We start from the raw sequence: 14,520 nt of genomic DNA on the forward strand, positions 1-14,520 counted from the left end.
TCCTGTTAAACAGGATGTTCAAGAGGGATGTCGCCGGCCTCGGGCCGTGGCAGCACGATCTGAATCGCCAGACAGGTTCCCCGGTAGACGAGCGCTCCGCGTCCCGGAAGCGTCACCGCTCTTGGATCGGTGACCGCTTTCAGAGATATTCCAGCGGCCTGGTCTGCATGCCGCAAGCCGGGCCACAGCACGACGAGCGCTTCGCGCTCGCGCAGGGTTGAAATCGCGCCGCGGAAGGTGGCGGCGACCTTCTCCGTCGATGCCGAGGCCAGAACCACCTCCGATCGCGCCAACGCGGCCTCGACCTGACTGGCAGTGGTCTGATCGGCCAGGTCCAGGTCGTCGACGACGAGACCTCCCGAGTCGAGCGCCTGAGCCAGCGCTCGCAACGCCGTGGAGCGCCCCGAACCGGGCGGCCCCGTGACCAGGACGCTGGTGCCTGACGGTAGTGCAACGGGGGCGGCCGCATCTCCTCCCACTGCCCAGGTGCCCTCCGGGACATTCTCCCAGGTTATCCGTGTGGGCAAGGGTCTGAGCCGGAGAGTGGAGCCGCGATCCCGGTCGGGGCCGATTGCCATGGGCCCTTCGCGGAGCACGATCTGACAGCTGGTCGTGGCCGTCCCATCGAGGATGACGCCCCGCCCCGGGACACCGCCTGTGACCACTCCGCGTGGAAGACCGGCGAGTGCAGCCTGGGTACCGGTGGCGGCGCCCAGGACCAGTCTCAGTCCCACGGACCCGGCCCACCGGCAGGTGGAAGCGACCAGTGGGGCTGTCAGCAGCAGGGGCATGTTCGTCGCCGATGCGGTACGGATAACCGCCTCTAGCAGGGCATTGCCCTGCCCGGGGCCCAGGACCTCATCGATGGCCGGGATGAGGGCGTCGACGTTGTCGAGGCACAGCAGGTCCCCTCCCAGGTTCCCGCCGGCCGCCAGCCCCCACAATCGGGCCAGGCGTCGCGGATCCTCTGTGCCGACAACGGTGCCCACCCTGGGATGCGCCAGAAGGCTCTTCACTCTCGAGGCGGGGCCCGCGGCCGCGCCGGTGCTGTCACCCGCCGGGGGAGTGAGTCCGCACAAGTGCACCCCTCGCCCTGAGAGCAGTGCCGCCGTTGCGGCTGACACCACGAGTGTGGAACGCCCCGACCCCGGTGCCCCGAGTACCAGCAGGGGACGCGTGAGCCGCCAGTACCACAGTCCCAGCCGCTGCTGATGGGGGAGATCAGTCAGGGCGAGAAGAACCTCGTCAGCCATCCCGTCCTGGCCGGACTGCATCTGTTCGTCGTGACTGTCGTCCCCGGACTCTCTTAGCTGGCCAGGTTCCCCGCCTTCCGCGAGGGCCCCCTGCGGGCACCGATGCCGTCCCAGCTCGAGCGCCTCTGCCTCGTCGACGACGGCGGGCAGGGCGGGCGCCCACGGACGCCACGGCGAGGCTAGCCCCTCGGAGGCGCGAGAGATGAGATCCACGAGCTCCTGGACGTCACAAGCGGACCCGCACCAGGGGGCCTGGAGCGTCTGCGTGCGAAACGGGTCCTCGTCGTCGCGAGAGCCATGATCGGCCCCACCAGCTGCGCTGACTCCGCTGACCATGACCCGACCGGGATGGCGGCCGAGTCGGACGGCGCCGTCGTGCCCCAAGACGTCTCTGGAGTCTGCGGCGTCGAGTACCCGCAGGCATACCCGCAAGGAGGTGTTGGCACGGATCGCGGGGGAGACGGCGCCCTGGGGCCGCTGGGTGGCCAAAATGAGGTGGATCCCCAAGCTGCGTCCCTGGGCGGCGATGCGCACCAGAGCCTCCAGGACCTCTGCGTGGTCGCCGGCCAATGTGGCGAACTCGTCAACCGCTACCACCAGGTGGGGGATGACGACCCGCGGCGGTAGCGAGGAGACGTCCTTGGCGCCGTGCGCGGCTAGGATCTTCTCACGCCGATGCACCTCCGTCTCCAATGAGGACAGCGCCCGCTGAGTACCGGCCGGATCCAGGTCGGTGAGAACCCCGGCCGTGTGCGGTAGACCGACAAGAGGCCCGAAGGCGGCTCCTCCTTTGTAATCGACGAGGACCATGGTTAGGCGGTCCGGCGGGCACCTCAGAGCCAGCTGCACCAGCCAGGAGATGAGCAGCTCAGACTTTCCCGATCCCGTGGTCCCGGCCAGAAGGGCGTGAGGGCCGTCCGCCACCAAGTCGACACCGACCCGCCCCTGCGGTCCCACTCCGAGTATTGCGGACAGCGACGATGCTCCACGGGCTGGCGAGCGCATCTGTTCCTGCCACCGCGCCCGCAGCTCGTGGTCGTCGAGGTCGTCGATGACCTCGCTGAGACGGACAAGATCGGGAACGCCGTCGAGTTGTAACGACGGGTCGGCCCTCGAGGTGATCCTGGACCGACACAGATGACGGACCGCGTCCCACCAGACCGGTGAGCTCGACGGCGCCCCGGCCGGAGCCGGGCACACGTTCAGTGCCTGCGGTGGAACCCGATCGCCCGGGCAGATCAGGATCTGAGCGCAATGAGGACGAGTCCGCGGCCCCCAGGTGAGACTGACTCCGCACGAGTTCCTGTTGCGCTCACCGGCGCGGCCATCGAATCGGCTGTCCAGCAGATCGTCTAGCTCGGTCACCCGGACCTCATCGCGGGCCAGGAGCTGAGCGCACCACCATCTCAGAGTGCTCTCAGCGTCCTTGCCGACCAGAGCCAGGCTTTCCGAGTCGGCGAGTGAGAGGATGTACCGTCGTCGGGGCTCAGAGGTCCAGGCGGCCAGGATCTCGCCGGAGGTCGATGCCGTTGCTGAGCCGTCGGACTCCGCATCATCCCCGGAGCCGCCTGCGGACTCGAATACGCTATAGCGCGCGGCCAGGGCCAGCAGCATCATGGCGGGATCCGGACGGCCACGGCTCCAGCCCGGCCGGCATCGTCTGCGACGTCGGCGACCGCGCCATCGAGGTCCGTCGGTGCGGTTGGTACGGCCTCCTCGACGTCGTTGCAGGAATGGAACCAGACGCATGATCGTCATGGCGAGCATCGGTGCCACCATGACCATGCCCATGGCGCCACGGCTTCCAGTGGTGATCGCTATCGCCGCGGAGCCGGCCATGACCAGGACGCAGATCAGTGAGCCCACCATCGACCAGGCCATCGACGAGGCCGACTCAGGCGCCGGGACCACGAGGTCGGTAGGGCGTCCGCGCAGCTCGAGCACGCTGTCTCCAAGACGCAGCAGCGCCCCTTCGCTCAGCCCGACCTCCCTGCGCAGACGCAGCCACAGGCCCAGGCGCCAGTAACGGTAGGTGCCGTTGGCCGAGCCGCAGTCCTGGGCCAGGACGCGGCCGCCGTGGAGCCGTAGGCGCAGGTGGCGGCGCGAGACCAGTGGATCGCTCAGCACCTCGCCTCTGCCCAGGACGGTGCCGTTCCCAATGGCCACCACCAGGCCGAGGTCGGGTCCGTCCAGGACCGCGAGGTGCCATGGGCCGGACAAGGCGTCGAGAGCCGCCCCCGCCGCCGCTGCTCCGGCCGACCGCGGGCAGGAGGGAGACGGGTCGTGCTCCGAGCGGGGGCGATGGAGGCTTGAGACATCTACGGCGGTACTCACTCGTCCAGAATCACTGGTCGAGTCGATGCCGTCACCGGCTAACAACGCCGGGTGTGGACAACCTCGCTCCTCGCGGCAGTCTGTGAGTGCTGTGGAAACCCGGAATGCCGCAGTTTCACGGTTTGGCTGCATCTGGGGACTTCTACCTGGGACGCCTGAAACCGTTTTGATCCCGGTTGAGGAAAGATGGCCCCATGACTGACACCGATACCTCCCCCGGTTCCGCTCGCCCGTCGGCCCCCTCTCCGGCAGGCTCCGGCCGGCAGGATTCAGCGGTCCTGAGTGCTGTTCCCGCGTCCGCTCGGGAACGCTGGGGCGAATTGGTGCGTGACATCGAGGCCGCCCGAGACGCCTACTACAACGCGGTCGACGCCGAGAGCCCTCTGTCCGACGCCGCCTACGATGTTCTCTACCGCGAGCTGGAGGGATTGGAGGCCGCCCACCCCGCTCTGGCCGGAGCCGGATCACCGACCCGTAGCGTGGGCGGTCGCGCCGTCACCGACTTCGCCCCCGCCCCCCACCACGAGCGCATGTACTCCCTCCAGGACGTCTTCTCCCTTGTCGAGGTCCAGGAGTGGGCCGAGCGCATGGGCGTCGAGACCGGAGTCGCCGACGACGAGCTCGCCATGACCGCCGAGGTCAAGATCGATGGCTTGGCCGTGGCCCTGACCTACGAGGATGGGATTCTCACCCGGGCCGCGACCCGCGGCGATGGAACCACCGGCGAGGACGTCACCGGCAACGTGCGCACCATTGCCTCCGTCCCCTTGATCCTGAGCGGCGACGCCCACCCCTCCCTGCTCGAGGTGCGCGGCGAGGTCTACTTCCCCACCCAGGAGTTCGAGGCCTTCAACGAGGAGCGCCGCATCCGCAACGTGCAGCGACAGGCCGACGGCGCCCCGCTTCTGCAGGTCTTCGCCAACCCCCGCAACGCTGCCGCGGGCTCACTGCGCCAGAAGAACCCGGCCATCACCGCCTCGCGGCCGCTGGCAATGATCGCCCACGGTGTCGGTGCGATCATTCCGGCTCCGGGGGAGAAACTCCCCACCCGACAGCACGAGTGGTACGAGCTCCTGGCCGGCTGGGGACTGCCGGTCTCCCCCTACAACACCGTGGTCAGCGGACGCTCGGAGCGCGAGGCCTACATCGAGCGCTACGCCACTCATCGCCATGACCTCATCCACGAGATCGACGGCATCGTCTTCAAGCTCGATGACCACTCCCTCCAGCGCCGCCTGGGCCACACCTCCCGGGTGCCTCGTTGGGCCACGGCATACAAGTACCCGCCTGAGGAGGTCCGCACCCGTCTGCTGGACATCGCCGTCCAGGTGGGCCGCACCGGACGCGTTACCCCCTTTGGCATGATGGAACCGGTCCTCGTTGCCGGCTCGACGGTGGCCCGGGCCACGCTCCACAACGCCACCGAGGTGGCCCGCAAGGGCGTGCGCATCGGGGACATGGTCATCGTGCGCAAGGCCGGCGACGTCATCCCCGAGATTCTGGGGCCAGTCGCCGATCTGCGCGACGGCACCGAGCGGGTCTTCGTCATGCCGACGCACTGTCCCTCCTGCGACACCGAGCTGGCCCCGGCCAAGGACGGCGACGTCGATCTGCGCTGTCCCAACACCCGTTCCTGTCCCGCCCAGCTGACCGAGCGGATCGCCCATATCGGCTCCCGGGGTGCACTGGATGTCGAAGGACTGGGTGACGAAGCCGCCGGAGCCCTCACCCGGCCCGACGCCGAACGCCGGGAGGCACTGGCCGCGCTCGCTGCGGGGCAGAGCCTGGAGACGGAACGCGGACGGCTCAGCCTGTCGGCGGGTGAACTCGACTCCCTGCACGCCTCCCAGCGGGTGGAGGCCGTCGAGGAAATGCTGAAGAAGGCGGGGATCGACGGGCAGACCCCGGTTCTCTCCGGGGAAGCCTCCTTGTTCGACCTGACCGAGGACGACCTGCGCGAGGTCTTCGTGTGGCGTCCCATCTCCCGCCGCGGGGTCCCCACCGGTGATTGGCGCTTGAGCCGGTTCTTCTGGACCAAGCAGACATACGACGCCGATGGCCGGGTCAAGAAGGCGACGGCGCCGGGCAAGAACGCGACCGCCATGCTTTCCCAGCTCCGTGAGGCCCGCAATCGACCTCTGTGGCGCATTCTGGTGGCCCTGTCCGTGCGGCACGTCGGCCCGACGGCGGCCCGGGCCCTGGCCACGCGTTTCCGGTCGCTGGACGCTCTGTGCCATGCCGAGATCACCGAGCTTGCCGAGGTCGACGGCGTGGGTCCCACCATCGCCGATTCTTGGGCTCAGTGGCGCGACGTCGACTGGCACCGCGAGATTCTTAGCCGCTGGGAGGCCGCCGGTGTCCGCACCCGCGAGGAGACCTCGGATCAGCCGGGGACGGAGGTACCGAGAAGAACCCTGGACGGGCTGACCATCGTCGTCACCGGCTCCCTGGAGGGATTCACCCGGGACAGTGCCAAGGAAGCCATCGTCTCAAGGGGCGGTAGGGCATCGGGCAGCGTCTCGAAGAAGACGAGTTTCGTCGTCGTCGGAGACAAGGCGGGCTCCAAGGAGGTCAAGGCCCGTGAGCTGGGACTGCCGATCCTCGACGAGGACGGTTTTGTCTCGCTCCTGGAGGGTGGGCCGCAGGCGGTCTCCTGAGGCTCTTCACCGAGCCGGGGCGGGGCGCCTCCTTCAGGGAGGCGCCCCGCCCCGGCAGCGGATCGACCGATTGGCTCAGTAGTGGCTCTGGACCACGGTGTTCGTGTCCACCCAGTTGTAGATCCACTGCGCCTCGGAAACCGGCATGTTGACGCAGCCGTGGGAGCCGGAGTACCCGAAGCTCGAACGCCATCCCGCGCCGTGGAAGGCGTAGCCGCTGTGGAAGTAGCTCACCCATGGGACGTCCTCGGCGACATAGGGCGATCCGTCGGCGTTCTCGCCACGCATGGTCTGGGACGCGTACTGCAGGTAGACCTTGTAAGTACCGGTCACCGTCGGGGTCTCGGCGGCACCGTCCACGATGGAGACCGGGCCGTGCACAACGGTTGCGCCCTCGTAGGCAGTCACCGTCTTGCTCGACAGGTTGAGGTCGACCCACTTCTCACCCGGAGCAGCCTGGTATGGCAGGTTCTCCGCACCGTCGGCGATGGTGCGATCCTTCCACTCCGCCTTGACCGTCGTCGTCTCGAAAGAACCGGTGTAGGCCTTGTCGCTGCCGAGGGACTGAACGATCGACGTGGTGACCGCATCAGCGTTACTGACGGTCTTGCCGTCCTTGGCCTCCGTGGGGGTGGAAACCACCTGCCCGCTGGCGTTGACATTGCGCTGACCGGTGACCGGGTCGACCTTGGCCTCCTCGGCCTGAGCCTTGACCCACTGGGAGACCTTCGTGGAGTCCACCGCGATGGTAGGGGCGGAGTCGGCGGAGTTGGTCACTGTGATCCATGAGGCCTTGTCCGTGTCCTCCGCCGTGTAGGAATCGTCGTCCAGGGTGATGGTCACGTCCTGGGAGACCCAGCTATTGGCCTCGTTAGCGACCTTCTGGGCGTCGGAGTCGGAGACCTTCGGGTCGGCGTTCGTCATTGTCAGGGAGACCGATGACGAGCCCAGCGACGTGGCGGCCTTCTGTGCGGCCTGCGTCAGGGCGTCCGCGTCCAGGGCCGCGCCCTTGGAAGCGCCTGTAGTGGAGAAGGTGACGCCGTCATCGCCGAGGACGACGGTGGCGTTACGCGCCTTGGCGCGGTCCTCCGGGATCAGGGAAATGGCATAGCTGTCAACCGAGGCCTTGTTGGTAGTGGTGACTACCGGGATCTCCCCCTTGGAGACCAGGGCACGGAACTTCTCCCCGAGCGTGTCGCCGCGCGCCATCACAGCATTGGCTGTGGCCTTGGCGTCCACGGTTGTTCCCAGATCTTCCAGGGAGGCGCTGGCAGTGACATCCCCTGAGATATCGACTTTGGCATTCTTCGCGCGGTTCTCGATGGTGGCGACCACCTCTTCGCGGTTCTGGCCGGAGACGTCGGTGCCGGCCACCGTTGTCCCCGGTACGGCCCGGCCGTCGTAGTGCGCGGCATAGGCGTAGCCCCCCGCACCGACGACGCCCAGGAGAAGAAGCGCTGCGGCCGCGACGCCGATCGGCCAACGCCGACGACGCCGGGGCTCGTTCAGGTAGGAGTCCTCACTCGGGCGCGCGGGCGCCGCGAAAGCGGAGACGACCGGGGAAACCGGGGCGGCCGCAGCGGCATCATCGGCGCCATCAGTGAAGCCGGCGCTGCTTGCCGCCTCGGTGCCTAAGCCGCTCGACTGGTCGTGCAGCCCGTTGTCGGCTCCCGGTGCGTCGACCGCCTCGATCTCCTCGGTGCCGCCCAGGTTCTTATTCATATCGTCTGCGATAGTGCTGGTAGCGCGTACGTGCGGTGTCGTATCGTTCGCAGCCGCCTGGAAGACAGACTGACGATGCACACCTGCGGGTTCTCCGTAGGGTGTGCTGAGCACAGGGGTCTTGCTCGATGAGGCTTCTCCCTGGTGCTGAGCACCAGTAGGGGAAGTGTTGCTGCTCATGCGTCCTCGTCCCTCGACCGAATGCCCCGCACCGTGCGGAGCGCCGTCGAATCCAGTTGTCCGACCTCCGGAAGGTCCAGCGTCCTGGAGGCCTGGTCTACTGGGCCGCTGTCGGTCCGTCGCGGGAACACTGTTCCCGGCGGTCGTCAGCAACCCGGTGCCCACCATGACATCGGTGAAACGAGGGGATGTCAATCATCCTCGAGGATGACGTGCTGTGAGATCGCACGAATCCGGCCTCGGTTTCGCTTCCGCTGTAATTCCGGGGTTCGAAGACTATCTTCACCCTCCGGTCCCGGATCGTCCATGGGTACCGATCCCCGCTGTGGGTCCCGTGTCGCCATGATGCGACGGCAGTTCGGCCGGTCCCGGCTAGACTCCACACCATGTCTGCTATCTCCACTGATGAGGTCGCACGGGTTGCGGCGCTGGCTCGGGTGGCGCTGAGCGAGGAAGAGGTGACGCGGCTGGCCGGGGAGCTGGACGCGGTCGCCTCCTCCTTCGCCCGGGTCACCAGCGTGGTTTCGCCCGACCTCCCGGCCACCTCCCACCCCGTGCCCCTGACCAACGTGCTGCGTGAGGACGTCGCGGCTCCCACACTCGACGTCGATGAGCTTCTGTCCGGAGCACCAGCCTCCGAGGACTCCATGTTCCTCGTGCCGCAGATCCTGGGGGAGGACTCCGCCTCATGAGCAGTACTGACACAACCGGACTGGCCGGTCTCATCAGAAGCAGTGCCGCTGATCAGGCGGCAGCCCTGGCGGCCCGGGAGGTCTCCTCCCGCGAGCTCACCCAGGCCCACCTGGACCGCATTGCCGCCGTCGACGGCGCCGTGGGCGCCTTCCTCCACGTCGATGCCGGGCACGCCCTGAGCCAGGCCGATGCCGCCGACGCCGCCCGCAAGGAGGGGCAGGCGACCAGTGAGCTGACCGGTGTGCCGGTGGCCGTCAAGGACCTCATCGTCACCCGCGGTCAGGTCACCACCGCCGCCTCGCGGATTCTCGAGGGCTGGGTGCCGCCCTACGACGCCACCCTCGTGCGCAACCTGCGCGCCGCCCGCACCCCGATTCTGGGTAAGACCAATCTCGATGAGTTCGCCATGGGCGGCTCCACCGAGCACTCGGCCTTCGGACGCACAGCCAACCCCTGGGACCTCGGGCGCATCCCCGGGGGCTCCTCGGGCGGCTCGGCGGCCGCCGTCGGTGCCTATGAGGCCCCCGTGGCCGTCGGCACCGATACCGGCGGCTCGATCCGCCAGCCCGCGGCGGTCACCGGCACAGTCGGCGTCAAGCCCACCTACGGCACGGTCTCCCGCTTCGGCGTCATCGCCATGGCCTCCTCCCTGGACACGCCCGGCCCCATGGCTCGCACGGTGCTGGACACCGCTCTCCTGCATGACGTCATCGCCTCCCACGACCCGCTGGACTCGACCTCGCTGCCGGACGCGCCACGAGGCATGGCGGCGGTCGTGCGTGCCGCTCAGGAGGGGCGGGACCTGAACGGTCTGCGGGTCGGCGTCATCTCCGAGCTCGACGGCGGCGAGGGCTACCACGACGGCGTCGTCGCCTCCTTCCACGCCGCTCTGAAGCTGCTCGAGGCAGCGGGCGCACGTGTGGAGACCGTCTCCCTACCGCACCTGGAGTACGCACTGGACGCCTACTACCTCATCATGCCGGCTGAGGCCTCCTCCAACCTGGCCCGGTACGACGGGATGCGCTACGGCCTGCGGGTCGAGCCGACGTCGGGGCCCGTCACCGCCGAGACCGTCATGGCGGCCACCCGCGGGGCGGGCTTCGGCGACGAGGTCAAGCGCCGCATCATCCTGGGCACGCACGTGCTGTCGGCCGGCTACTACGACGCCTATTACGGCTCGGCCCAGAAGGTGCGCACCCTCGTGCAGCGCGACTTCGCCGCAGCCTGGGACAAGGCGGACATCCTCGTCTCGCCCACCGCCCCGGTGACGGCCTACCGCTTCGGGGAGAAGGACGATCCACTGGCAATGTACAAGCTGGATGTCACTACGATCCCGGCCAACCTCGCCGGGGTGCCCGGTATGAGCCTGCCCTCGGGCCTGAGTGACGACGGGCTGCCGGTGGGCTTCCAGATCCTTGCGCCGCAGCGCGCCGATGACCGGCTCTACCGGGCCGGAGCCGTGCTGGAGGCCGCGCTGGAGGAGACATGGGGAGCGCCGCTGCTGTCTCGCGCGCCCGAGCTGGAGGAGACACGATGAGTGACACGCTGATGGACTTTGACGAGGCCGTTCGCCGCTACGACCCGGTCCTGGGATTGGAGGTGCACGTCGAGCTGGGGACCGCGACCAAGATGTTCGACGCCGCCCCCAACGTGTTCGGCGCCCAGCCCAACACGATGGTGACCCCCACCTCGGTGGGACTCCCCGGTGCGCTGCCCGTGGTCAACGCCCGAGGGGTGGAGTACGCCATCCGCATCGGCCTGGCCCTGGGCTGCCAGATCGCCGAGTCCTGCCGCTTCGCCAGGAAGAACTACTTCTACCCGGACCTGGCCAAGGACTTCCAGACCTCCCAGTCCGACGAGCCCATCGCCCACGACGGCGCCTTGGAGATCGAGCTGGAGGACGGAGCCTTCTTCACCATCCCGATCGAGCGGGCCCATATGGAGGAGGACGCCGGTAAGAACACCCACATCGGAGGCGCCGACGGCCGCATCGAGGGCGCCAGCTACTCCCTGGTGGACTACAACCGCGCCGGCGTGCCGCTGGTGGAGATCGTCACTCGCCCCATCGAGGGGGCGGGGGCCAAGGCCCCGCAGGTCGCGGCCGCCTACGTGCGCACGCTGCGCGACATCTTCCGAGCGCTGGGGGTCTCCGAAGCGCGCATGGAGCGCGGTAACGTGCGCGCCGATGTCAACGTCTCCCTGCGCGAGTCGCCCGACGCGCCGCTGGGCACTCGCACCGAGACCAAGAACGTCAACACCTTCCGCGGGATCGAGCAGGTCGTCCGCTACGAGATCCAGCGCCAGGCCGCCATCCTGGCCGCCGGGGGAGAGGTTCTTCAGGAGACGCGCCACGGCCAGGCCGACGGCACCACCCGCGCCGGCCGTGTCAAGTCCGACGCCGACGACTACCGCTACTTCCCCGAACCGGACCTCGTGCCGGTGGCGCCCAGCCGCGAGTGGGTCGAGCGGATCCGCGAGGGCCTGCCGGAGATGCCGGCAGCCAAACGCCGTCGCCTCAAGGCCGAGTGGGGCCTGAGCGACACCGAGATGCGCGACGTCGTCAACGCCGGGGCCCTCGAGCTCATCGAGGCCACGGCGGCTGCGGGAACCACCGGCCAGGCCGCTCGCAAGTGGTGGATGGGCGAGCTCTCCCGCACCGCCAAGGAGCAAGAGACCGGTTTGGAGGACCTGCCGGTCACGCCCGAGCAGATCGCCGAGCTGCAGACGCTGGTCGACTCCGGGCGTCTCACCGACAAGCTGGCTCGCCAGGTCCTTGAGGGGGTTCTGGCCGGAGAGGGTGATCCCGAGGCCGTGGCCGCCGCTCGCGGCCTGGAGGTCGTCTCCGACGATTCGGCCCTGCTGAAGGCCGTGGATGAGGCCCTGGCGGCGAATCCGGACGTTGCCGACAAGATCCGCGGCGGGAAGGTGCAAGCGGCCGGTGCCATCGTCGGTGCCGTCATGAAGGCGACTCGCGGCCAGGCCGACGCCAAGCGCGTGCGTGAGCTGGTCATGGAGCGCGTCCAGGGCTGAGAGGCTCGACGCACTGAGCTGACCGTCCGCCACCACCGGTCCCCTCGCACCGAGGGATGCTGATATCGCCCGGCCCGTTTCCCATGGCTGCCGCCAGGGGAACGGGCCGGGCCTTCGTCGTCGGGAGCTCCAGAGGAGACGGGAGGCTGGATGCCTCTTCATGTGAGACCCCTCCCAACAAGGAGGTGGAATGCCTGCGAGTGAGCATTGGTGTCTCACTATCCGGTCGGCATAGGACCGTCATTTGGCTAGGAGACGGCCGGTGGGGGATAGGCTCAGAGCACTTCATCTCAAGCCCCGCCTGTCCTACAAGGAGTGCCCATGGTTCAGCCCAGTCCCAGTTACACCGTCGCCCTGTACCTCGAGGTGCCCGCCTCACAGAAGGCGGTTGCCCGTCTGGTCGACACCGCCACTGCGACTGGCGCCATCGTCACCGGCGTCGACGTGGCCGACGCCGACGGCGACAAGCTCACCGTCAACCTCACTGCGGACACCCGAGACTCCAAGCACCGCAATGAGCTCGTCACCAAGCTTGAGGAGATCGACGGCGTCGTCGTGCGCAACGTCGGCGACTCCACCTTCTTGACTCACGTCGGCGGCAAAATCGAGGTGACCGGCAAGTACCCGATCCACAACCGTCGTGACCTGGCTCGTGTCTACACCCCTGGGGTGGCCCGTGTCTGCAAAGCCATTTACGACCACCCCGAGCGCGCCCGGATGCTCACCATCAAGAAGAACACCGTTGCCGTCGTCACCGACGGTACCGCGGTCCTGGGCATGGGGGACATCGGTCCCTCTGCCGCCATGCCCGTCATGGAGGGCAAAGCCGTCCTGTTCAAGCAGTTCGGCAACGTCGACGCCTGGCCGGTTGCCCTGGATACCAAGGACCCTGAAGAGATCATCTCCATCGTCAAGGCCATCGCACCAGCCTACGGGGGCATCAACCTGGAGGACATCGCTGCACCCAAGTGCTTCGACATCGAGGCTCGCCTGCGCGAGGAGCTCGACATTCCCGTGTTCCATGACGACCAGCACGGCACTGCCATCGTGACCCTGGCCGCCCTCATCAATGCCCTGAAGATCGTGGGTAAAAAGATCGAGGACGTGCGCATCGTCCTGTCCGGTGTCGGTGCGGCAGGCAACGCCATCGCTAAGCTGCTCATGGCTCACGGCGCCACCGACATCGTCGGCTACGGGCGCACCGGGGCTCTGTCCGCAGCGGACACCGAGGGCATGAACGAGCACCGCAAGTGGCTCGCGGAGAACACCAACCCGCGCCAGGTGACCGGATCCCTCAAGGAGGGCCTCAAGGGCGCCGACGTCTTCATCGGTGTCTCCTCGGGCAACCTGCTCAAGCCCGAGGATCTGAAGGTCATGAACGACGGCGCCGTCGTCTTCGCGATGGCGAACCCGGTTCCCGAGGTCGATCCGATCGGCGCCGCCGATTACGCCGCCGTGGTGGCGACCGGCCGCTCGGATTTCCCCAACCAGATCAACAACGTCCTGGCCTTCCCCGGTCTCTTCCGCGGTCTGCTGGACACCGGCATCACCGACATCTCGACCGAGCTGCTGCGGGCCGCCTCAACCGGCATCGCCTCAGTGATCGCCGACGACGAGATCAGCCCCGTGTACATCATCCCCGGCGCCTTCGACACCCGGGTCGCCGACGCCGTGGCCAAGGCGGTGTGTAAGTTTGCCGAGCAGGAGTAGAGGCTAAGAGCTCTCGTCCTGTTATACAGCCGAGGGCGTCCGGCACCACTCTTCGTCGTGGTGCCGGACGCCCTCCTGCATGTGTGAGTGCTTCCTGGACGGAGAGAGAGGAAGTGCTGGAATTATCGGGAAAAATCGATGTGTCCTGGATCATGGTGATCTGGTTTGACGTTCAGGGGGTGAACCTGCCTAAAGTACAGCCCGCTGCAGGACGGCTTGCGCCTTCGGTCAGGCCTTCCGGTAGCGACTCCGCCGCGAGGACAACGCGAGATGTGATCGAGGGCAATGCGCTTCGGGTTGACATCAAATGAGCGAGTATCCTAGGATAGCGGGGTTGCTCGCCAGGGCAAGTTCGAACCTTCGTGGTTCGAATAAGAGCTGGCTGGGTGTGTTGTTTGAGAACTCGATAGTGTGTCATGTTTTTTATGTCATTTGGTTCTGGGGGGCTGCGCGTTTGTGTGGTTTCTTGGGGCTGTTTGTTTTTGGTTTGCCTGGCTCTGGGTTTTGCTTGGGGTTGGGTTGGGCTTTGGTCTGGTTTTCTGGGCTTTGTACTGGCTTTGCTCTGGTTGGCTCTTGTTTTGGGGTTGGTTGGGGTTTTGTTGGTTTTGTTTGGAGAGTTTGATCCTGGCTCAGGACGAACGCTGGCGGCGTGCTTAACACATGCAAGTCGAACGGTGAAGCGCTTGCCTTTTTGGTGGGTGTGGATGAGTGGCGAACGGGTGAGTAACACGTGAGTAACCTGCCCTCTTCTTCTGGATAACCTCATGAAAGTGGGGCTAATACGGGGTATTCCGGGTCTGTCGCATGGCGGGTTTGGGAAAGATTGCGCCTTTGGGTGTTTTCGGTGGGGGATGGGCTCGCGGCCTATCAGCTTGTTGGTGGGGTGATGGCCTACCAAGGCGGTGACGGGTAGCCGGCCTGAGAGGGTGGACGGCCACACT

Annotated in this window: 7 protein-coding genes and 1 rRNA gene; 6 read left to right on the forward strand and 2 right to left on the reverse strand. The window is 67.3% G+C overall.

The annotated features are described in order from the left end of the window. Positions 1-5: 5 nt before the first annotated feature. A complete protein-coding gene (locus HMPREF0975_RS07395) occupies positions 6-3,719 on the reverse strand; it encodes an FtsK/SpoIIIE domain-containing protein (protein ID WP_009233520.1) in 3,714 nt (1,237 codons plus the stop codon). 62 nt (positions 3,720-3,781) lie between these two features. Here HMPREF0975_RS07395 and ligA point away from each other — a divergent pair, with 62 nt between their 5' ends. Further along, entirely contained in the window at positions 3,782-6,244 is a 2,463-nt protein-coding gene (ligA, locus tag HMPREF0975_RS07400) for an NAD-dependent DNA ligase LigA (RefSeq protein WP_009233521.1), read from the forward strand. Positions 6,245-6,319: 75 nt separating this feature from the next. Here ligA and HMPREF0975_RS07405 read toward each other — a convergent pair whose 3' ends face one another. Further along, the gene (locus HMPREF0975_RS07405) at positions 6,320-8,146 is read right to left on the reverse strand and encodes a L,D-transpeptidase (RefSeq protein ID WP_049939578.1); all 1,827 of its coding nucleotides are present in this window, start codon (positions 8,144-8,146) and stop codon (positions 6,320-6,322) included. Between the two features lie 386 nt (positions 8,147-8,532). On the opposite strand from HMPREF0975_RS07405, the gene gatC reads away from it, so the two are divergent. From gatC to HMPREF0975_RS07430, 5 genes are all read left to right on the forward strand, one after another. Next, positions 8,533-8,838 (forward strand): Asp-tRNA(Asn)/Glu-tRNA(Gln) amidotransferase subunit GatC, encoded by a 306-nt coding sequence (gene gatC, locus HMPREF0975_RS07410; protein ID WP_009233523.1) that lies wholly within the window; start codon positions 8,533-8,535, stop codon positions 8,836-8,838. Further along, positions 8,835-10,376, forward strand: a complete 1,542-nt coding sequence (gene gatA / locus HMPREF0975_RS07415) for an Asp-tRNA(Asn)/Glu-tRNA(Gln) amidotransferase subunit GatA (protein WP_009233524.1) — start codon at positions 8,835-8,837, stop codon at positions 10,374-10,376. Before gatC ends, gatA begins: the two co-directional genes overlap by 4 nt. Beyond that, positions 10,373-11,869 carry an Asp-tRNA(Asn)/Glu-tRNA(Gln) amidotransferase subunit GatB gene (gatB, locus tag HMPREF0975_RS07420; protein WP_009233525.1) on the forward strand — a complete coding sequence of 499 codons (1,497 nt, stop codon included), beginning with the start codon at positions 10,373-10,375 and terminating at the stop codon, positions 11,867-11,869. The genes gatA and gatB overlap by 4 nt, the downstream gene beginning before the upstream one ends. A 321-nt stretch (positions 11,870-12,190) precedes the next feature. After that, positions 12,191-13,579, forward strand: coding sequence for an NAD(P)-dependent malic enzyme (locus HMPREF0975_RS07425; RefSeq protein WP_009233526.1), 1,389 nt, complete (start codon positions 12,191-12,193; stop codon positions 13,577-13,579). 606 nt (positions 13,580-14,185) lie between these two features. Next, positions 14,186-14,520: ribosomal RNA gene (locus HMPREF0975_RS07430) — 16S ribosomal RNA — on the forward strand; the annotation flags it as partial.

This window comes from Actinomyces sp. oral taxon 849 str. F0330 (assembly GCF_000239715.1).
In the GTDB taxonomy this organism is placed as follows: Bacteria; Actinomycetota; Actinomycetes; order Actinomycetales; family Actinomycetaceae; genus Actinomyces; species Actinomyces johnsonii.